The following is an 18429-nucleotide window of genomic DNA, read 5'->3' as shown; positions in this document are numbered from 1 at the left end:
TGGCGCCACATCGGCCACCTCGTCGAAACCATCGAGGCAGCCGAATGCAAGAACTACTTCGAAAACGCAGGCTACGCTTCCGTCAAAATATGAAACGCTCTAGCCGCGCGGCAGAATCCGCCGGATGACCGACTTGTCGGCGGGCGGCTTCGAGGCGCCGACCGTATAGGCCGAAAGCACGGTTGCCGCGGCGGCCTCAGCATCGGCCGATGAGCGGGCATGGACCAGCGCCAGCGGCTCGCCGGCCCCAACCTCCGCACCGACCGGCAACAGCCTGGTGATGCCGACCTCGGGGTCGATCTTATCGTCCGGCCGCGTGCGTCCACCTCCCAGGCCGACCACGGCGAGCCCGATATCGCGGGTGGCGATGCCGGTGACGAAGCCGTTTGCCGTTGCCTTGACGGCAAATTCGATCGCCGCCGCCGGCAGATGCTTTTCCGGCTTCTCGATGAAGTCGGCGGGGCCGCCAAGCGCGACCACCATGCGTGCGAAAGTGGCGGCGGCGCGGCCGCTGGCGAGCGTCTCGGTGGCGCGCCGCATGCCATCCTGGTTGGACGATACCAGCCCGGCCGACTGCAGCATTTCGGCGGCCAGCGCCAGCGTCACGTCCTCGAGCCGACGGTCACGATACCGGCCGGTGAGGAAATCAACGGCGTTGCGCACCTCGACGGCGTTGCCGGCGGCCGACGCCAATGGCTCGTTCATGCCGGTGATCAACGCCGAGGCCTTCAGTCCGGCGCCGTTGGCGATCTCGACCAGACTGTTGGCGAGCGCGGTGGCGTCGCGCGATTTTTCCATGAAGGCGCCGTTGCCGACCTTGACGTCGAGCACCAGCGATTGCAGCCCGGCCGCAAGCTTCTTCGACAGGATCGAAGCGGTGATCAGCGGCACCGATTCGACCGTGCCGGAGACGTCGCGGATCGCATAGAGCCGCCGATCGGCGGGCGCGAGGTCGGCGGTCTGGCCGATGATGGCACAGCCTGTTTCGAGCACCGCCTTGCGAAACAGCGCGACGTCGGGCTGGCTGATGTAGCCGGGGATAGCATCCATCTTGTCCAGCGTGCCGCCGGTGTGGCCAAGGCCACGGCCCGAGATCATCGGCACATAGGCGCCGCAGGCGGCGACGATCGGCGCCAGCATCAGCGAGACATTGTCGCCGACGCCGCCGGTCGAATGCTTGTCGGTGACCGGGCCGGGCAGGTCCGACCAGTCGAGCACGTCGCCGGAATCGCGCATCGCCAGCGTGAGCGCCACGGCCTCGTCGCGGCTCATGCCGTTGAAGAACACCGCCATGGCGAAGGCGCCAGCCTGGCCATCGGTAACGGCGCCTGACGTCACGCCCTCGACGAAGCCGGCGATCTCCTCTTCCGACAGCCTGAGGCCATCGCGCTTGCGGCGGATGATTTCCTGGGGAAGCATCAGATCTCCAGCAGTCCGTCGCGAAACACGCGCTGCAGGATCGTCGCCAGCCGCGCGCCGCCTACCGGTGCCATGTCCTTGGTCTCCTGGTGCGATAGCTCGGCCCCGGTCATGCCGGCCGCCAAATTGGTGATGACCGAACAGGCGGCGACGCGCAGTCCGAGGAAGCGGGCGAGAATGACCTCCGGTACGGTCGACATGCCGACCGCATTGGCGCCCATGATGCGCGCCATGCGGATCTCGGCCGGCGTTTCGAAGCATGGGCCGGAGAACCACATATAGACGCCCTTGTGCAGGGTGGTGCCGGTCGCATTTGCCGCCCGTTCGATGGCCTGGCGGATGCCGGCATCATAGGCTTCAGTCAGGCCGACGAAACGCCGGTCGCTTGGTTCGCCGATCAGCGGATTGGTGCCCGAGAAATTGATGTGGTCCGATATCAGCATCACCGAGCCCGGCGGCATGTCCGGATCGACCGAGCCGGCGGCATTGGTGAGGATCAGCTTCGTGATGCCGATGCCGGCAAGCACTTCCAGCACCGGCCGCATCGCCGCGGCAACGCCGTGCTCGTAGTAATGGGCGCGGCCCGAAAGCATCAGCACCGGCACGCCGGCAAACAGCCCTGCCACCACTTCGCCGGCGTGCCCGGTGACACCGCTTCTGGGAAAACCGGGCAGGTCGGCATAGGAGATGCGGATCGGGTCCTCGATCTGGTCGACCAGACCGCCGAGGCCCGAACCGAGCACCAGTGCCGTGGCCGGCGCCAGGCCGTCCAGCCTTTCGACGAGATGATCCAGGGCTTTTTCCGTCATCGCTGCCAGCTGTTCATTTGAGCCCATTGTTCATTTCAAAATATCGCCGCGGAAGCCGTAAGGCAGCATGTCGCCCATGGTCACGGTCTCGGCCACACCTGCATTGTCGCAGAGATAGAGCTTTGTTTCCGGCCGGCAGAATTCGGCCAGCCGCTGCCGGCAGCCGCCGCAAGGCGAGCATTTCGCCATGCGTTCGGCGATGACGGCGATTTCCACGATCTTGCCGCCGCCGCCCATGATGTAGTGGCCGAGCGCCGTGGTCTCGGCGCACCAGCCTTCCGGATAGGAGGCGACTTCGATGTTGGCGCCGGTAAAGACGCGCCCGTCTTCGGTTCGCAAGGCAGCGCCGACCGGAAATTTCGAATAGGGCGCGTAGGCCCTGGCCATGGCGGCCTTGGCGGCCTCGAACAGATCATGCGACATTCAGGTGTTCTCTCCGATGATCGTGTTCAAAACCCGGCGCAAAGCCGACCTGCCGCTCAACGTTCCTTGACATAAGGCACGCCGCCGGCGCGTGGCGGGATTGCCTTGCCGATGAAGCCGGCGAGCAGGATGACGGTGAGGATGTAGGGCAGCGCCTGCATGAACTGCGCCGGCACCTTGCCGATGATGGGCAGCGGTGATCCCTGCAGGCGGATCGACGCCGCGTCCAGGAAGCCGAACAGAAGGCAGGCGAACATGGCGTTGACCGGCTTCCACTTGGCGAAGATCAGGGCTGCCAGCGCGATATAGCCCTTGCCGGCGGTCATGTCCTTCACGAAGCCGCCATTTTGCACCATCGACAGGTAGGCGCCGGCAATGCCGGTGAGGATGCCGGTGCAGATCAGCGCCCTGTAGCGCAGCCAGGCGACCGATATGCCGGCAGTATCGACGGCGGCCGGGTTCTCGCCTACGGCGCGCAGCCTGAGGCCAAAACGGGTGCGAAACAGCACCCACCAGGTGAACGGCACCATCAGGAAGGCAAGATAGACCAGGATCGAGTGGCCTGACAGGAGCTCGGCATAGATCGGTCCGATGATCGGCACGCCGCGGATGGCCGCGGCACCCGGCAAGGTGATGGCCTCGAAGCGCTCGCCCGGCTGCAGCGCCGGCGTGCGTCCACCCTGCTGGAACCAGGCCTGGCCGAGGATGATGGTCGAGCCGGCGGCGATGAAATTGATCGCCACGCCGGAGACGATCTGGTTGCCGCGATGGGTGATCGAGGCAAAGCCGTGGATCATGGCGAAGGCGACCGAGATCAGGATCGCCATGCCGAGGCCGAGAAAGGCCGAATGGAACACGGAAGCGGCCGCCGCGCCGGCGAAGGCGCCGACCAGCATCTTGCCTTCGAGACCGATGTCGAAGATGCCGGCACGTTCCGAATAGAGGCCGGCGAGGCAGGCAAGCAGCAGCGGCACCGAGAGGCGGATGGTGGAGTCCAATGTCTGGATGATCGCGTTGAACACATCCATCTCAGGCACCTTTCCCCTTGACCGCTTCCATACCGACCGATCGCGGACTGAACGAGGCGAACAGCGCCTGGATGTAGGGCCGGAACATGTGCTCGAGGGCACCGGCAAACAGGATCACCAAGCCTTGAATGATGACGATCATGTCGCGGCTGATTGCCGGCATCTCGAAGGCGAGCTCGGCGCCGCCCTGGTAGAGCATGCCGAACAGGATCGCCGCCAGCACGATGCCGACAGGGTGCAGGCGGCCCATCAGCGCCACGGCGATGCCGACGAAGCCGGCGCCGGAAACGAAGTCGATGGCGACATTGTGCTGATCGCCCATCACCGGATTGAGCGCCATCATGCCGGCCAGCCCGCCCGAGATCATCATGGCGGTGATGATGATGCGGGTTTCGGAAATGCCGGCATAGCGTGCCGCTTTCGGGCTGTGACCGTAGGTGCGCATTTCATAGCCGAGCTTGGTGCGCCAGATCAGCAGCCAGACCAGGAAGGCCATGACCAGCGCCAGCAGGAAGGTGACGTTGAGCGGCGCCGAACGGATCTTGGCGCCGAACAGCTCGATGATCCAGTTGAGCTTGGGCAATTCCGCGCCGGCGAGGAAGTTACGCGTCTGCGGCGCTTGCGAGGCGGCTGGCTTCAACGGGCCGACCAGCAGGTAAACCATGATCGAGGCGGCGATGAAGTTGAACATGATGGTGGTGATGACGATGTGCGAGCCACGCTTGGCCTGCAGATAGGCCGGGATGAGCGCCCACAATGCGCCGACCGTCGCCGCAGCAATGATCGCCAGCGGGAAGGTCAGCCACCATGGCAGTGTGCTGTCGAAGCTCAGGCAGACGATGGCGATGCCGAGGCCGGCGATGTAGGCCTGCCCCTCGGTGCCGATGTTGAACAGGCCGCAATGCGCGGCCACCGCCACCGAAAGCCCGGTGAAGATGAAGGTGGTGGCATAAAAGAGGGTGAAGGCGATGCCGGTGCCTTTGCCGAAGGCGCCTTCGACCAGGATGACGGCTGCGCGCAACGGATTCTCGCCGACCAGAAGCACGACGAAGCCGGCGACGACGAAGGCGACGAACAGATTGATCAGCGGGATCAGGCCATAGTCGGCCCAGGCCGGCAGTTTGGCGTAAGGCGCGCTCATTCGGCGGCCTCCTGGTGCTCGATGCCGGCCATCAGCAGGCCGAGCTCGCCCTCGGTCGCTTCGGGGCCGCGCTCGCCGACGATGCGGCCGGCAAACATCACCAGGATACGGTCGGACAGCGAACGGATCTCGTCAAGCTCGACCGACACCACCAGCACCGCCTTGCCCTGGTCGCGCATGGCGATCAGGCGCTTGTGGATGAATTCGATGGCGCCGACATCGACGCCGCGTGTCGGCTGGCCAACGATCAGAACACCAGGGTCCTGTTCCATCTCCCGCGCCAGCACGATCTTCTGCTGGTTGCCGCCGGAAAAATTGGCGGTCTTCAGCCGGCAGTCGGCCGGGCGGATGTCGTATTTGGCGATCTTGTCCCTGGCATCGTTGCGGATGGCATCGATGTTGAGGAACGGCCCCTTCAAATAACGGGGATCATCGTGATAGCCGAGGATCGAATTCTCGTTCTCCTCGAAGGCCAGCACCAGCCCGACGTGATGGCGGTCCTCCGGCACATGCGCGAGGCCACGGTCGCGCAGTTCGCCGGGGTCGGCGGCGCCGGTCAGGTCGATCGGCTTGCCGTCGAGCATGACCGAGCCGGACACGGCACGCCTGATGCCGGAAATCGCCTCGAGCAGTTCGGATTGTCCGTTGCCGGCAACACCGGCGATGCCGACGATCTCGCCGGCCCTGATATCGAAGGAGATGTCGTCGACCATGGTGACGCCGCGCGTATCCTTCACCGTCAGGTTCTTGACCGCGAGCTTGACGGCGCCGGCCTCGGCCTCGCCCTTCTCGACCCGCAAGAGCACGCGCCGCCCGACCATCAGCTCGGCCAGTTCCTCGACCGTGGTCTTCCTGGTCTCGCGCGTCGCCACCATCGTGCCCTGGCGCATCACCGACACGGTGTCGGTGATGGCCATGATCTCGCGCAATTTGTGGGTGATCAGCACCACCGTCTTGCCCTGGTCTTTCAACTGCCCGAGGATGCGGAACAGATGGTCGGCCTCGGCCGGTGTCAGCACGCCCGTAGGCTCGTCGAGGATCAGGATCTCGGCGCCGCGATAGAGTGCTTTCAGGATCTCCACCCGCTGCTGCAGGCCGACCGGCAGTTCCTCGATGATTGCATCGGGATCGACTTCCAGCCCGTATTCACGCTCCAGCCGCTCCAGTTCGGAGCGCGCCTTGGCGATGCTCTTCTTCAGCAGCGCATCGCTTTCGGCGCCGAGGATGACGTTCTCCAGCACCGTGAAATTGTCGACCAGCATAAAGTGCTGATGCACCATGCCGATGCCGAGCGCGATGGCGTCATTGGGGGTTTTGATCGAGGCCGGCTGGCCGCCAACTCGGATCTCGCCGCTGTCGGCCTGGTAGAAGCCGTAGAGGATCGACATCAGCGTCGACTTGCCAGCTCCGTTCTCGCCGACAATGCCGTGGATCGTGCCGCGACCGATCTCAAGATTGATGTCCCGGTTGGCGCGCACCGCACCAAAACTCTTGTTGATGCCGATCAACTCGATTGCGGCTTGCGCCATGCAGCCTGTCCCACTCTTATTTTTTTATCGCTTGGTCAAAACGCCTAGCATGACGCTCCGCCCGTGCCAATTGGCGGAGCCGGTTCACTCTCGACAAATCCCGGTGCGCTTGTCAATTTGCAACGTGGCCGAGGCCTTCACATTCGCTAGTATGACGGCGCCGGAATTCGCATCACGGCGCAAAACATCGCGGCGCAAGACATCGCGGTGAGACTGGGGAATTCACATGATCACGCCCGCCGACCGGCTGACGACGCTGGAAATACGCGCCGCCGAGCAGGAGAAGACCATCGAGGAACTGTCCGGCCAGATCGCCGAGCAGTGGAAAGTGATCGAGCGCATGCAGCGCAAGCTCGACGCGCTGACGGATCGCTTCCTGGCGCTGGAGGAGCAGACAGGAGATGAAGTGCCGGTAACCAAGCCGCCGCACTGGTGAGGAAAAAGGGAAGGTGCACGCCGTGGTCAGTGAAAACGATCGCATCGCGCGGGCCGGCGAATATGTGCTCGGTCTTATGAACGACAAAGACCGCGAACGGGCCGAACGTGACCTGAAGGTCGATCCCGCCTTCCGCGACGCGGTCGTGCGACTTGCCGAGCAGATGTATTTCTTCGACCGTTACGGAAAACGCGGCCTGCTGCCTGGTAGGCATTGGGAACTGGTTACCCAACGCCTAGCCGAGTTACCTCAGATGCGCAGCGTCGAGCTCGGCGGCAATGAGGTCAAACCGCGCACGGTGATCCGAAGCCTGTCCCGGCCACCATACGGCATTGGCGTGCACGCGCTTGGCGGCCGGCGTGGAGTTTTCGTTGCCGCCGGACTGATGGTGGCGTTCGCGCTGGGTTGTCTCGTCGCGAAGCTGCTATAGGCGAGGCCGGCGCGACATCAGCGCCATCGTCTCGCCGTCCGAGCCGCTTATCTCAACGGTTTTCCAGCCGAGAGCCGCGTAGAAATCACGCGCATCCCACGTGTAGAGATGGAGCATCTCGACGCCCCGTGACGCCGCATGGGCTTCCGTTGCCTTGACCAGCGCGGTGGCGATGCCTCGGCGTCGATATCTTGCATCGACAACCAACCCGGCCAGCCATGGCGTCAGATCATGTGCGGGCTCCAACTCGTGGCGGACCAGCAGGCATGTCCCGACCGGGGTGTCGCCGATCCGGGCCACGAATGCCGCCTCGAAGCCGTCACCGGCGATCAAGTCGCGAAGCCCTGCCGCATCTTCACCGAGGGTCCTTCCGGTTCCCGCGAAAAAGGCAGCCAGGCGCAGTTGGGCTACCGCTGCTACGTCGTGCTCGCCCATGGGTTCGATCTTCGGCTGCATCTGTATCCCCAAACGGTGTCCGGCACGGAGCGAAGGTTTCTCTCGATCCGGCAAAGACAAAACCGCCGGGCTGGCGCCCGGCGGTTTGCAGATCATGGCTGTGTGTTCGTGCCGCTCAATAGGGGCAAGTGTTGTCAGCCGTATAATCGTGCACTTCGACCTTGCCGGCAATGATGTCGGCCTTGGCCTTTTCGACGGCCGCCTTCATCTCGTCCGTCACCAGCGCCTTGTTGTTGTCGTCCATGGCGTAGTCGACGCCGCCTTCCTTGAGGCCCAGATTCTCGACTCCGCCCTTGAAGGTGCCGTTCTTGCCGTCCATGAAGGCGGTGTAGACGGCGACGTCGACGCGCTTCAGCATCGAGGTCAGCACCTTGCCCGGCTGCAGGCCGTTCTGGTTGGAATCGACGCCGATGCCGAGCTTGCCGGCATCTGCCGCCGCCTGCAGCACGCCGACGCCGGTGCCGCCTGCCGCGGCGTAGATCACGTCGGAGCCCTGGTCGATCTGCGTCTTGGCGATCTCGCCGCCCTTGGCCGGATCGTTCCAGGCAGCTGGCGTGTCGCCGGTCATATTCTGGATGACATCAGTCGCACCAGCCGACTTGGCGCCGCCGACATAGCCGCATTCGAACTTGCGGATCAGCGGGATATCCATGCCGCCAACGAAGGAGACCTTCTTGGACTTAGAGGCCATCGCCGCCAGGATGCCGACGAGGTAGGAGCCCTCCTGTTCCTTGAACTTCAGCGACCGCACGTTCGGCAGATCGACCTGGTCGTCGATGATGGCGAAGTTCAGGTCGGGGTATTCGGCGGCGACCTTGGCCAGCGCGTCCGTCCAGGCAAAGCCCGCCATAACGATCGGGTTGCGGCCGTCCTCGGCGAAGCGGCGCAGCGCCTGCTCACGCTGCGAGGCATTGGAGACCTCGAATTCGACGTAGGCCGTGCCGGTTTCCGTCTTGAATTTCTCGGCGCCGTTGTAGGCAGCCTCGTTGAAGGATTTGTCGAATTTGCCGCCGAGATCATAGAGGATGGCCGGCTGGACATCCGCGGCGAAAGCCGGAAGAACCATTGCGGTTGCGGCCAGGAGGCCGAGAACGATACGTTTCATGTGATCCACACCCTGTCGGTTATTTTTTCCGTTACGCGCCGCATGCCGGCCCGGTTCTCCGGCAGGCATACGACGTCAGCCAGGAGTGTACTCCCTCCCGCTCGGCGGCAATCTGGCATGGCCCGAAACAAAATTCACGCGGAATTTTGACCTTTTGGAAAAGCTTGGTGCGGGCAAGCCGCACCGCAGCTTGTCCTTGCGCCAAGTGTCAGGCGGAGGCGGCGGCAGGGATGGCGCAAGCGACGCCAGTGCCTTTGAGGTTGCACGTGCCGTAAGGATTCTTCGCCAGATATTGCTGGTGATCGGATTCTGCGAAGTAGAATTCGGCCGCCGGCGCGATCTCGGTGGTGATCCTGCCGTGGCCGGCACCGCGCAGCGAGGTCTCATACGCATCCCGCGAGGCGCTCGCCGCCGACAATTGCGCCTCGTCGCTCGTGTAGATCGCGGACCGATAGGCGGTGCCGACATCATTGCCCTGGCGCATGCCCTGCGTGGGGTCGTGGCTTTCCCAGAACAGCTTCAGAAGCCCAGCATAGGAGACGATCTCGGGGTCATGGACCACCAGCACCACTTCGGCATGACCGGTAAGCCCGGTGCAGGTCTCCTGATAGGTCGGATTGGGGGTGAAGCCGCCGGCATAGCCAGCCGCGGTGACCCAGACGCCTTCAATCTGCCAGAACAGCCGCTCCGCACCCCAGAAGCAGCCCAGTCCGAACATCGCCGTCTCCAGCCTCTCGGGATAAGGACCCTTGAGCGATCTTTTCAAGACCTTGTGCCTGGATGCGGTCGGGATCGCCCTGGCGCGGCCCGGCAGGGCCTCGGAGGGCTTCGGCAGATTGAGCTTCTTGTTCAGCATGTCGCTGAGAAAGAACATGCGCGGCTCCTCTCCGGGTGAAACAAAAGATGCCGCATGACGGCGGCTTTGTTTGAGCATCGGATTTTCCAAAACCGGCAACCGCTTTTGGGTCCGATGCTCTAGGTGGCGGCGAACTGCCCAGCACGCGGTGGCCGCCTGTAGCCTATCGCATAGAGCAGGAAAGCCAGCACCGCGAACACGGCGAAGCCCGGCTGGTTCAGCACCCAGGCGATGGCGCTGTCCCACAGCAGCGGGCTGGCCTTGGTTCGGATGAAGGTTTCGAAGGCGGCCCGCGTGTCGGGGGAGACCGCCAGCCAACTGGTGTTGAGCGGGGTCAGCACCAGAACGGAGGCCGCCACGGTGCGTGTCGCGTCGAGCACCGCCATGATGACGGAAATCGACAGCGCGATCATTGCGGCAAGACGAAAGACGAAGCTAAACATCAGAACTCTCCTCCGGGCTGGTCCCTATCGAGGGGCCTTTCAGAGATAGAATGCGCATGGCTGGATCGCAATCGCCATACGCGAATTTGCAGACTCCAAACTCAGGTCAACAGAAGGCCGGACGACAGTCGGCCGGGTGGCTTTTCATTGACATATGAGGGCAGCTATGCTAACAATTTCGGCATGGTGCTGACTTGCGCCGACGACCCGCCGCACAGGCGGGTTTTTGCGTTTGTTGCCTTGCAAACCGACGTGCCGGCGAAGTCTCTAAAGCCCGGGTGAACCCGGATTCGTTGCCCTGCGCGAACTATGCGGCCGGCTTCCTTTTGCGCCGATGGACACGCCAGACGGCAAAAACGCCGCCGCCTATGGCGCCGATCGCCAGGCCGGCCAGGCCGGTGAACACGGCGAAATAGCCGCAGGCGCCCTCGAAACAGCTCATCTCGGTGGCATCAGCGATCACCGAGCCGATGGCGAATCCGCCCACGGCGCCGATGACCGCGCCCAGGACGATGCCGAGCAGCGCGGCGACGACCGAGACGAAGACAGGCGGGCTTTCGGTTTCCGGATTGACATAAACGGCATCGGCTTCGGATCCACGGCGCAGCAGATAGATGCAGAGAACGCCGATGGCGATTTGAGCAGCCATGATGGCAAGCGCCTGGCCCGAAAAGACGAAATCCGAAATCGTCAGTGCACAGGCCTGCCAGGTCACCAGCCAGACGATTGTGGCGACCTGCCAGATGATGAACCGTCGCGGGAAGCGGGCCGAGCGGCCGAAGGCGAGGCCGAGCAGGTAAAGCCCCCACAGGATGGTGACGATATCGATGACGAGCCCGCCATAGATAAGGTAAAACACGCTGTCTGGCAGGCCGGTGGCGCCGACCGCGGGCCAGACGGAGATCAGGCCGTAGACCGACCACGCCATGACGAAGACAAGCCAGCCCACCGGCACGAAGGACAGCCCGCTGTCCGGCCGCCTGACTGGCGTCTGTCCATTGCTCGATGTCATGTCCGCACAATGCCCCCGCAAAGCCTCGGCACCCGACAGGCAACTCCGGGGGAAGTCAAGGGCGGCCGGCCCCGCGGTCCTGCCTGTGCACACCATTGCAGCGGCGGCGCCTGTAAAAACGGGCATGCCGGCCGCCTTGTGAAACACTGTGTGGCCGGCAAAGCGAATAGACTGCCGTTATGGCTTGGCATTCGGCGCCGGATCGACTAGATGAGCCCCGCGCCTGTTGCTTCGGCTCAGGTGCGGGGAAGGGCGTTCGCTGGTTGGCGGCGCCGGCGCGGATTTCCACGCCTCAGCCCCAAGGGAGGTGCATCTCCCCAACCCGCACGGCGAAACCGGCCGACGCGACATGCATGGACGGAGAGGTGGCCGAGTGGTTGAAGGCGCACGCCTGGAAAGTGTGTTTACGGGAGACCGTAACGCGGGTTCGAATCCCGCTCTCTCCGCCAGTTGCCTCGGCAAGCCGCTGAAATAAAATGATAATTTCTATTTGCGTAGCAATTGGCCCACTTTTCACCCCACATAAATGTGTGGATTGAAATGGCTGTCACGGGCTTTCTCTGGACGCCATTTGGTTAGGATCGTCCAAAGGAACGACTGCTTTGCGCCTCGTCTCAGTCATTGAGATATTAGCAGCCGCTTCCAAGAAGCAGACATCACAGTGAAGCGCCGTAGGTCTCGATGCGCAAACGATATCAGACTCTCCAACCCGCCATTGTCAGAGATTGAATTGAAGGCGGCTGCAAGGATGTTGCCCACATGCATTTCCCAGGACGGCCATTGATCGCTCAGGCACGAATTCCGGACCGGTCCGGATCACCTAGGTGAGATGGCGTCTGCCGGGTCGACGCTTCGTCAGGCGGCGTACGTCAACTCGTTTTAGGCCGCAATAACTTCGAGAGCCAAGGCGGACTGCTGGGGGTAGGAAGAAACTGGGGTATTTCCACACTGGTGCGATCCGATACTTAACATATTATGTGACCTTCAACTGGGGTTATAGCGAATGAAAGAAGAGACCGGCGTTCAGAAGTTGGTGCGCACACTGCATGCCCGAGCACCTGATGACGCAGCTGAATTGCTGGCCAGAGAGTCTCCCGAGTTCATCCGCGACACACTAAAGCTGTTGCCAAAGGGGCACGCCCGCAAAGTAGCCGAGCATTTGCCATCTCATGTGCGGCCCATCAGGTCCCCTGACGACAGCGAGGATTTCGCGATCCCCGAGTCGCTTGTCGAGATAATGGACCCGATTTCCGCCAGCGTTCCTGTCGGGACGACGGTTGCTGCCTCGGTGGAAGCTGTCAGACGCGCCCAGGTGCCGACCGAACTCACTTATCTCTACGTCACTGACGAGGGCAATACACTGGTTGGCCTGGTGGTCTTGCGCGATCTGATGCTGAGCGAACCGGACGCCATTGTCGATCAGATCATGCTGCCCAAGCCGTTCGCTCTTCATGTCGGTCTCTCTTTGAGCAACGCCTGCAAGGCAGCGGTACGGCGTCACTACCCTGTCTATCCGGTGGTGGACGCGGAGAACCGGCTGCTCGGGCAGGTTCGCGGCTGGCGCTTGTTTGAGCAGCAAGTCATTGAGATTTCCGCTCAGTCTGGCCAGATGGTAGGTGTCCAGAAGGAGGAGCGCTCTTTCACGCCGCTGTTTTCAGCCTTCTTGAAGCGTCATCCGTGGCTGCAGTTGAATCTCCTGACGGCCTTCATGGCCGCATTCGTGGTCAGTTCGTTCACAGGAACCATCGAGAAGATCGTCACCCTGGCGGCATTCCTCCCGGTCTTGGCCGGGCAGAGCGGAAACACCGGCTGCCAAGCACTGGCTATGACGCTGCGTGGCCTTGCCCTGGGGGATGTGGACAAACGACCGAAGCTGCACTTGGTGATGAGAGAGGGCGCGCTCGGGATCGCCAACGGCTTGCTTGTCGGCCTTCTTGCGGCTGCGGCGATGTGGTTCTACGCCTCGAGGCAACCGGAGTCGGCGGCCCAAGCGCCCATGTTGGCACTTGTGATCCTGCTTGCCATGTCCGGATCGTGCCTCATGTCCGGAATCTCCGGCGTGCTGATCCCGTTGGGCCTGCGCCGGGTCGGCGCCGACCCGGCGGTCGCTTCGGCGATCTTCCTCACCACCTTGACCGATATTGTAGGCATGGGCCTGATGCTGGGGCTGGCCACCATACTCGTGCTGTAGCGAGGCACGTCCAGTGACGCGTCCCTGGGAATTGGGGCAATAAACTGACTTGTCGCGTTCAGCGAAATTGCGAGAGCCAGGCCCGCATCGCCCACGCATCGTGAGAAGCACCTCCGGCAGCTCTCTGACCCCTTGCGCAACGCGCCGGAAGACCTTTGGATAAACCGTGGGTGACCTTAAGACTCCTTCAGTGACCAGATACGCCAGAATCGCGCAAACAACATTAACCTTGTCGGCTTGCGATCCGCCACTCAGGATTTGAGTTGTTTGCCAATGGTGCCGAATACTGCAATTAGGTCCAGCAACTCCAAGCAGATGTTTTGCAACCAGCGCAGCCCAAAAAAAGGAATAAGCCCGATAGTTTGTTGCGCGGCTGCAACAGCTGCTGAGGCTCGTGTGATATGGTGACAGTTCAGACGCCTTTTTTCTTGTAGTCATACGAAATCCTTCGCACTAGTCGGGTCGGGGTGGGTTCTCGGCATGCAATCTTCGTCTCGCACGATTTTCGGCTTCGCCGCAGCGCTGCTTTTTAGCGGGGTATTGCCGGCCGGCGCACAAGGTCTTTTTACGGCCTATGACGATGCGTTTTCGGCCCGCATCGCCAGTCCGGCCGACAATGGAACGCTCGCCCAATTCGTCACGGTTGCGGTCAACGCGGGACAATACGATCAGGCGATCTCCTCAATCGAGCAGTATCTGATCCAATACCCCCGCGATGCGCGCGCCCGGCTTGCGGCCAGCCGGTTGTACTATCATGTCGGCTCCTATGAATTGGCCCGGCGGCAGGTGCAGTACGGCATCGAAGTCGGCGGTCTGACCGCAGGTGAGCAGCAGGAAGCTGTTCGCCTCCTCGGCCGGATCGAGCGTGCGTTGCGTGGTGTCACCTGGGAACTCGCCCTGACCGGCGGCGTATTCAGCGCATTCACCGATTTTGAGCCGGGCGGGGCGCAGGACGAAGAAAGCTTCGTCTCGCCCTACGCGCGGGCGGAAGGCTTTGTCCGGTGGGACCTCGGCACGCCAAGTGCCGACGCGCTGGTGCTTTCAGGGTCGTTGACGGCGACAGAGCGTTTTTTCACGGAAGACCTGTCGGTTCCGGGTAGCGACAAGACTTTTGTCCACGGCAACGCAGCGATTACCTGGGACAAGGGGCTGCCCAATAGTGGGATCGATTCGCTTCGCCTGCTGCTCTCCGCGTTTACCGTTACAGACCGTTTCGACAGCGATATTCAAGAAACCGGCATTGGCCTTGGTGGACGTTTCCTCGTTCGACCGACGGTCGAAACGACGCTCTTCGCCGGTGGCGGCTACATCGATCTAAGCGCCTCGCAAGGCATTTTCGCCGACAGCAGGGTCTTCTATGAGGCAGGCGGCAGCTACCGCTTCCGCAATGGCCAGGCGCTCGGACTGCGCTTTGTCGGCTCGAATGACTTCGCTTCCGGATCTGGAGCAATCGGCCGCAGCTACACAGGCGAGGTCCGCTATGGCGGCCTGTTGATGAACGTACCGGATATTTTCGCATGGTCGCACCAGATCGCCTTCTCGGCCGGCCACAGCGACATTCCCGATCTCTCGGTCGGCATCGGCACAAATATTAAGAGCGACTTCTGGCGCATTGCCTCGGAAAGCGATTTTCAGCTGACGGAAGCCCAAAAGATCAGCGTTGATCTCGCCTATCGAGAAACCGCCTTCGCCATCGCCAGCGGCGACCGAAAATCGTTCGAAATGCTCATGAGCTACACGTTGACGCTCAATTGAAAGAGGCCTCGATGAGGTACCGCCAGATCGCTCTTTTTATCGCCTGCCTTGCTTTCACGGTACCATCCGCCGCTGAGACAGTCGGGTCGATGACGGCCTATCAGACCAACATCGTCCGCAACAACGGTGGGACAATGAATGTTGGTGCGGGCGTCGAACTCGGCGACCAGTTGCGCAGTGATCCCACCGGTCTTGGAATGCTGGTGTTCCGGGATGAATCGAGCGCCAAGATTGGTCCGAACACCAGCCTGACAATCGATGAATTCGTCTACAATCCGGGCTCCGGTTCCGGAAAGATCGATATCGGGATGAACAGCGGCCTGGCACGTTTTTATGGCGGCCAGGTTTCTAAAGGGGGTGTCATGCAGGTTGCGACGCCGCACATGGTGCTCGGGGCGAGAGGCGGCATCATAGAAGTGCTGGTGGCAGCCGGCCAGACTGTCGGCATATTGCGCGCCGGCCGCATGAACTGCACGATCAATGGCAAACGGCTGGTCATCACAAACCCGGGCTACGCCTGCACGTCGGAAGATGGCAAGCTGCTGACCGGCTATGGCGGCATCGACACCTTCCCGATATTGGACAGTATCGACCGGATAGCGGGCACCGGCCTGCCAGGGGCACCGGGTCCTGGGTTGGACGTAAGCGCACTTTGTGCATCGGCACTCGGTGGCTCGCTCAAAGTCTGCGACTCCACGGACGGCGCATTGCCAGGAGTGGTCGTGGAATTCCCTGACAGCCCAATGCCACCTGCGGGCAGCGGGGGGCGCAGGGGCGAGTGTGAGGGTGAGCGTTGCTGTTACTACTGCGATTAGACTGGCCTCACGATGAGCCGCTTGGTCGGTAGTCCCTGGGCTGATTGGCGGCAAGCTGGCAGGCGCAAAATATCCGGCCTTGTGGTCGTGCTCCTGCTGCTCGCTTGCCATTTGGCTTTTGACGCGCCGTTGTCGCGTCTGCGTGAGCGGACGTACGACTTCTACCAGTTTCTCGCCCCACGCCAGACGACGAGCAATCCTGTCGTGATCGTCTCGATAGATGATGCCAGCCTCAAGGCACATGGGCGATGGCCCTGGAACCGTGGCCTCTTGGCCGATCTGGTCGATGGCATCACCGGATCCGGCGCGGCGGTGGTCGGGCTTGCGCTGGTACTCCCTGAGGCCGACAACTCGCCTGAGGGCATCTCCGGAGACAAGCGCTTAGCAGCGGCGCTGGCCAATAATCGAACGGCGCTTGCCGTCAGCCTAGGCAATGAGGCGACAGTTTCAGAAACAGAACCCAAAGCCGGCTGGTCGATCGTCGGGCAAGTACCCGATACGCTTCCCGGCTTCACTGGCTTGACCGGCTCGCTTGCCGAATTCTCGAACGCCGCCGCGGGCCTCGGCGTGATTCGCACCTTGCCCGATGCCGACGGCGTACTGCGCCATGTGCCGCTGCTCTGGCTTCGCAACACCCCTCAACGCGTGCAGCTGTGGCCGTCTTTCCCACTCGAGCTCCTGCGCCTTCACGCTGGACAGGACGGGTACATAGCCCGGATGAATGCAGCCGGGTTCGACGCGCTCAGGATGGCCGGCGCCATTGTGCCGCTCGAGCCGGAGGGGAGCATCCGCCTCTGGCAAACCGCGACCGAAGCGCCCCGCCTGTCTGCCCGCACTATCCTTTCGGGCCATGGCGATCCGCGGCTGCGCGACGCCATCGCCATTGTCGACCTGTCGGCTGTGGGACTGACGCAGTATCTGCCCACGCCAAGGAGTCCAGCGCGATCAGGAGCGGACATCCACGCCGATGCGATTAGCCAGATGCTTGCCGGGCGCTACCTGGCAGAGCCAACGCACGCGCGTATGCTCGAGCGGCTCTGGTTTCTCCTCAGTGCCGTCGGTTTTATCGGGTTGTCCGGAGTGCTCGCCGGGCGTGTCGTTCTTGGCGGCCTCGCACTGGCGCTCCTGGCCGTCACGCCGTTCGTATTAGGCGCTCTCGAGTACAGCCTGCAGGGTGCACTCTATGACCCGCTGCAGCCGGCGCTTGCAACGATCATGGTTGCGGGCTTCGAAGGCTATGTCCTATACAGGCGCAGCGAGCAGCGCCGGTCCACCTTGGCGCGACAGTTCTCACAGTATCTGTCGCCCTCCGTGGTGCAGCGCCTCGCAAGCTCGGACACCGAGGCAATCCTGTCTGGCGAGAAGCGCGAGATCACAATCCTGATCAGCGACATACGCGGCTTCACGACGATGAGCGAACAGCTCGATACCCAAGAGATCGCCAAGGTAGTCAACCATTTCCTTGGTATTGCGACCGATGAGATCCTCAAGCGCGACGGGACCATCGACAAGTTCATGGGCGATGCGGTGCTGGCCTTCTGGAACGCGCCGCTTGATCAACCCGATCATCGCGAGCGTGCGCTCGACGCGGGTCTTGCCCTGATCGAGCGGGTGAAGCGCGAAGATGCCGCCTTCACCGCGGATGGCCATCGCTCGATCGAAATCGGCGTCGCCATCGAGACCGGCATCTGCTCGGTAGGCAATTTCGGCTCCGAACGGCGCTTCGATTACACTGCAATCGGCTCCCCTGTGAACCGCGCGGCACGTCTCGAATCCACGACCAAGAAGCTGGGCATCCCCCTGGTGCTCGGACCCGGCTTTGCGGCAGGAGCATCGATGCCGGTCGTCCAGGCGGGCGCCTTTGTGCTCCAGGGTTTCAAGGGCGACGTGCCGGTTTTCACTGTTCCGGAGATGCAAGCTGCTCACCAAGGTGTGAGCCGCGAAGTAGAGAGCCAACAATCTGGCGCCCCTGCCGCGGTGGTTGGTTTGCCGCCATCCGCGCAAATGACACCGCCTGATGTTGCGCCCCGAACCCGAAGCACACGCTGACCGCATCCAGCGGATCGCAGGGGTGCCGTCCTGCGTCGTGAACTAAGACCGCTGGGGAGGCCTAGGTGTCATCAGACGGCGAGCCGGCCTGCGCAGCCGTTGTTTTTGACGGCGGGCGTCTCGCACGCCTGCAGGATTAGGCCAATTTCAAGTCTGGTATCTTGGCGTCGACGTAGAAGATGCCCTGGAACTGCTGAGGCTACGGAAACCTACAGATGCGGCTCCATTTCCGAGTGGACCGCGTATGCTAAGCGCCTTGTTTCGGTCGTTGAGGCAAACTCCTGCGATCCCATAGGCGGACATAGTTGCTGCAGACTTGCGTGGGAGTGAGGTTGCAAAACGCCTCCTCCGGGTGACAACTCCCAGCACAGAGCCGCTTCTTCAGACAGGCTCCGACCAGGCCGCAGGATAGGCGAGGCAGCCCCAGAATGGTAGTGTGCTGAGAGTTCTGCAAATTCGCTGAGAGAGGGCGGTCATGGCAGGCTGGTGATGTTCAACGTCACCGATTCCCGCGAAGGAACGCCACCATGAC

The 18429-nt window shown here is 62.5% G+C and carries 17 protein-coding genes and 1 tRNA gene; 7 read left to right on the top strand and 11 right to left on the bottom strand.

What is annotated here, in order from left to right:
• Positions 1-99: 99 nt before the first annotated feature.
• From deoA to NKK51_RS31590, 6 genes are read right to left on the bottom strand one after another with little or no spacing between them, the layout of a single operon-like run.
• A complete protein-coding gene (gene deoA / locus NKK51_RS31615) occupies positions 100-1419 on the bottom strand; it encodes a thymidine phosphorylase (RefSeq protein ID WP_023812573.1) in 1320 nt (439 codons plus the stop codon).
• The gene (locus NKK51_RS31610) at positions 1419-2228 is read right to left on the bottom strand and encodes a purine-nucleoside phosphorylase (protein ID WP_127259901.1); all 810 of its coding nucleotides are present in this window, start codon (positions 2226-2228) and stop codon (positions 1419-1421) included. Before NKK51_RS31610 ends, deoA begins: the two co-directional genes overlap by 1 nt.
• 30 nt (positions 2229-2258) lie before the next feature.
• On the bottom strand, positions 2259-2651 hold the full coding sequence (cdd, locus tag NKK51_RS31605) for a cytidine deaminase (protein ID WP_023812575.1): 393 nt from the start codon (positions 2649-2651) through the stop codon (positions 2259-2261).
• 56 nt (positions 2652-2707) lie between these two features.
• Positions 2708-3679: an ABC transporter permease gene (locus NKK51_RS31600; protein ID WP_352556193.1), complete on the bottom strand. Its 972-nt coding sequence runs from the start codon at positions 3677-3679 to the stop codon at positions 2708-2710.
• A gap of 1 nt (position 3680) precedes the next feature.
• Entirely contained in the window at positions 3681-4820 is a 1140-nt protein-coding gene (locus NKK51_RS31595; protein WP_127266923.1) for an ABC transporter permease, read from the bottom strand.
• Positions 4817-6349: an ABC transporter ATP-binding protein gene (locus tag NKK51_RS31590; protein ID WP_128303187.1), complete on the bottom strand. Its 1533-nt coding sequence runs from the start codon at positions 6347-6349 to the stop codon at positions 4817-4819. Before NKK51_RS31590 ends, NKK51_RS31595 begins: the two co-directional genes overlap by 4 nt.
• A gap of 229 nt (positions 6350-6578) precedes the next feature.
• Here NKK51_RS31590 and NKK51_RS31585 point away from each other — a divergent pair, with 229 nt between their 5' ends.
• Positions 6579-6785, top strand: coding sequence for a SlyX family protein (locus tag NKK51_RS31585; protein ID WP_174800349.1), 207 nt, complete (start codon positions 6579-6581; stop codon positions 6783-6785).
• Between the two features lie 22 nt (positions 6786-6807).
• The gene (locus tag NKK51_RS31580) at positions 6808-7215 is read left to right on the top strand and encodes a hypothetical protein (RefSeq protein WP_352556191.1); all 408 of its coding nucleotides are present in this window, start codon (positions 6808-6810) and stop codon (positions 7213-7215) included.
• Here NKK51_RS31580 and NKK51_RS31575 read toward each other — a convergent pair.
• The 5 genes from NKK51_RS31575 to NKK51_RS31555 all read right to left on the bottom strand — a co-directional run bounded on the left by NKK51_RS31575 (position 7210) and on the right by NKK51_RS31555 (position 11087).
• Positions 7210-7671, bottom strand: a complete 462-nt coding sequence (locus NKK51_RS31575) for a GNAT family N-acetyltransferase (protein WP_352556189.1) — start codon at positions 7669-7671, stop codon at positions 7210-7212. The two genes, NKK51_RS31580 and NKK51_RS31575, sit on opposite strands and share 6 nt — an antisense overlap.
• Before the next feature lie 115 nt (positions 7672-7786).
• Entirely contained in the window at positions 7787-8776 is a 990-nt protein-coding gene (locus tag NKK51_RS31570) for a BMP family lipoprotein (RefSeq protein WP_352556187.1), read from the bottom strand.
• Positions 8777-8984: 208 nt separating this feature from the next.
• Complete coding sequence (msrA, locus tag NKK51_RS31565) at positions 8985-9650, bottom strand: peptide-methionine (S)-S-oxide reductase MsrA (RefSeq protein WP_128303184.1); 666 nt, start codon at positions 9648-9650, stop codon at positions 8985-8987.
• Positions 9651-9751: 101 nt separating this feature from the next.
• The gene (locus tag NKK51_RS31560; protein WP_352556186.1) at positions 9752-10075 is read right to left on the bottom strand and encodes a hypothetical protein; all 324 of its coding nucleotides are present in this window, start codon (positions 10073-10075) and stop codon (positions 9752-9754) included.
• Positions 10076-10382: 307 nt separating this feature from the next.
• The gene (locus NKK51_RS31555; protein ID WP_245486098.1) at positions 10383-11087 is read right to left on the bottom strand and encodes a DUF2569 domain-containing protein; all 705 of its coding nucleotides are present in this window, start codon (positions 11085-11087) and stop codon (positions 10383-10385) included.
• 359 nt (positions 11088-11446) lie between these two features.
• Between NKK51_RS31555 and NKK51_RS31550 the strand changes: the two genes are divergently transcribed.
• The 5 genes from NKK51_RS31550 to NKK51_RS31530 all read left to right on the top strand — a co-directional run bounded on the left by NKK51_RS31550 (position 11447) and on the right by NKK51_RS31530 (position 17897).
• A tRNA-Ser gene (locus NKK51_RS31550) sits at positions 11447-11536 on the top strand.
• 554 nt (positions 11537-12090) lie between these two features.
• Entirely contained in the window at positions 12091-13278 is a 1188-nt protein-coding gene (locus tag NKK51_RS31545) for a magnesium transporter (RefSeq protein ID WP_352461400.1), read from the top strand.
• A gap of 540 nt (positions 13279-13818) precedes the next feature.
• Positions 13819-15033 carry a tetratricopeptide repeat protein gene (locus NKK51_RS31540; protein ID WP_352556184.1) on the top strand — a complete coding sequence of 405 codons (1215 nt, stop codon included), beginning with the start codon at positions 13819-13821 and terminating at the stop codon, positions 15031-15033.
• Between the two features lie 11 nt (positions 15034-15044).
• On the top strand, positions 15045-15848 hold the full coding sequence (locus tag NKK51_RS31535; RefSeq protein WP_352556182.1) for a FecR family protein: 804 nt from the start codon (positions 15045-15047) through the stop codon (positions 15846-15848).
• Positions 15849-15935: 87 nt separating this feature from the next.
• Positions 15936-17897, top strand: coding sequence for a CHASE2 domain-containing protein (locus NKK51_RS31530; protein ID WP_352556181.1), 1962 nt, complete (start codon positions 15936-15938; stop codon positions 17895-17897).
• Positions 17898-18429: the final 532 nt, after the last annotated feature.

Source organism: Mesorhizobium sp. M0011 (assembly GCF_040324155.1).
Classification (GTDB): domain Bacteria; phylum Pseudomonadota; class Alphaproteobacteria; order Rhizobiales; family Rhizobiaceae; genus Mesorhizobium.
This window is presented reverse-complemented; position numbering and strand designations above follow the sequence as displayed.

Bases quoted from the DNA above. Each gene is read 5' to 3' on its own strand.
- NKK51_RS31555 (WP_245486098.1), bottom strand. From the start codon at position 11,087: ATGACATCGAGCAATGGACAGACGCCAGTCAGGCGGCCGGACAGCGGG.
- deoA (WP_023812573.1), bottom strand. From the start codon at position 1,419: ATGCTTCCCCAGGAAATCATCCGCCGCAAGCGCGATGGCCTCAGGCTG.
- NKK51_RS31610 (WP_127259901.1), bottom strand. From the start codon at position 2,228: ATGACGGAAAAAGCCCTGGATCATCTCGTCGAAAGGCTGGACGGCCTG.
- NKK51_RS31600 (WP_352556193.1), bottom strand. From the start codon at position 3,679: ATGGATGTGTTCAACGCGATCATCCAGACATTGGACTCCACCATCCGC.
- msrA (WP_128303184.1), bottom strand. From the start codon at position 9,650: ATGTTCTTTCTCAGCGACATGCTGAACAAGAAGCTCAATCTGCCGAAG.
- NKK51_RS31560 (WP_352556186.1), bottom strand. From the start codon at position 10,075: ATGTTTAGCTTCGTCTTTCGTCTTGCCGCAATGATCGCGCTGTCGATT.
- NKK51_RS31535 (WP_352556182.1), top strand. From the start codon at position 15,045: ATGAGGTACCGCCAGATCGCTCTTTTTATCGCCTGCCTTGCTTTCACG.
- NKK51_RS31595 (WP_127266923.1), bottom strand. From the start codon at position 4,820: ATGAGCGCGCCTTACGCCAAACTGCCGGCCTGGGCCGACTATGGCCTG.
- NKK51_RS31545 (WP_352461400.1), top strand. From the start codon at position 12,091: ATGAAAGAAGAGACCGGCGTTCAGAAGTTGGTGCGCACACTGCATGCC.
- NKK51_RS31575 (WP_352556189.1), bottom strand. From the start codon at position 7,671: ATGCAGCCGAAGATCGAACCCATGGGCGAGCACGACGTAGCAGCGGTA.
- NKK51_RS31570 (WP_352556187.1), bottom strand. From the start codon at position 8,776: ATGAAACGTATCGTTCTCGGCCTCCTGGCCGCAACCGCAATGGTTCTT.
- NKK51_RS31590 (WP_128303187.1), bottom strand. From the start codon at position 6,349: ATGGCGCAAGCCGCAATCGAGTTGATCGGCATCAACAAGAGTTTTGGT.
- cdd (WP_023812575.1), bottom strand. From the start codon at position 2,651: ATGTCGCATGATCTGTTCGAGGCCGCCAAGGCCGCCATGGCCAGGGCC.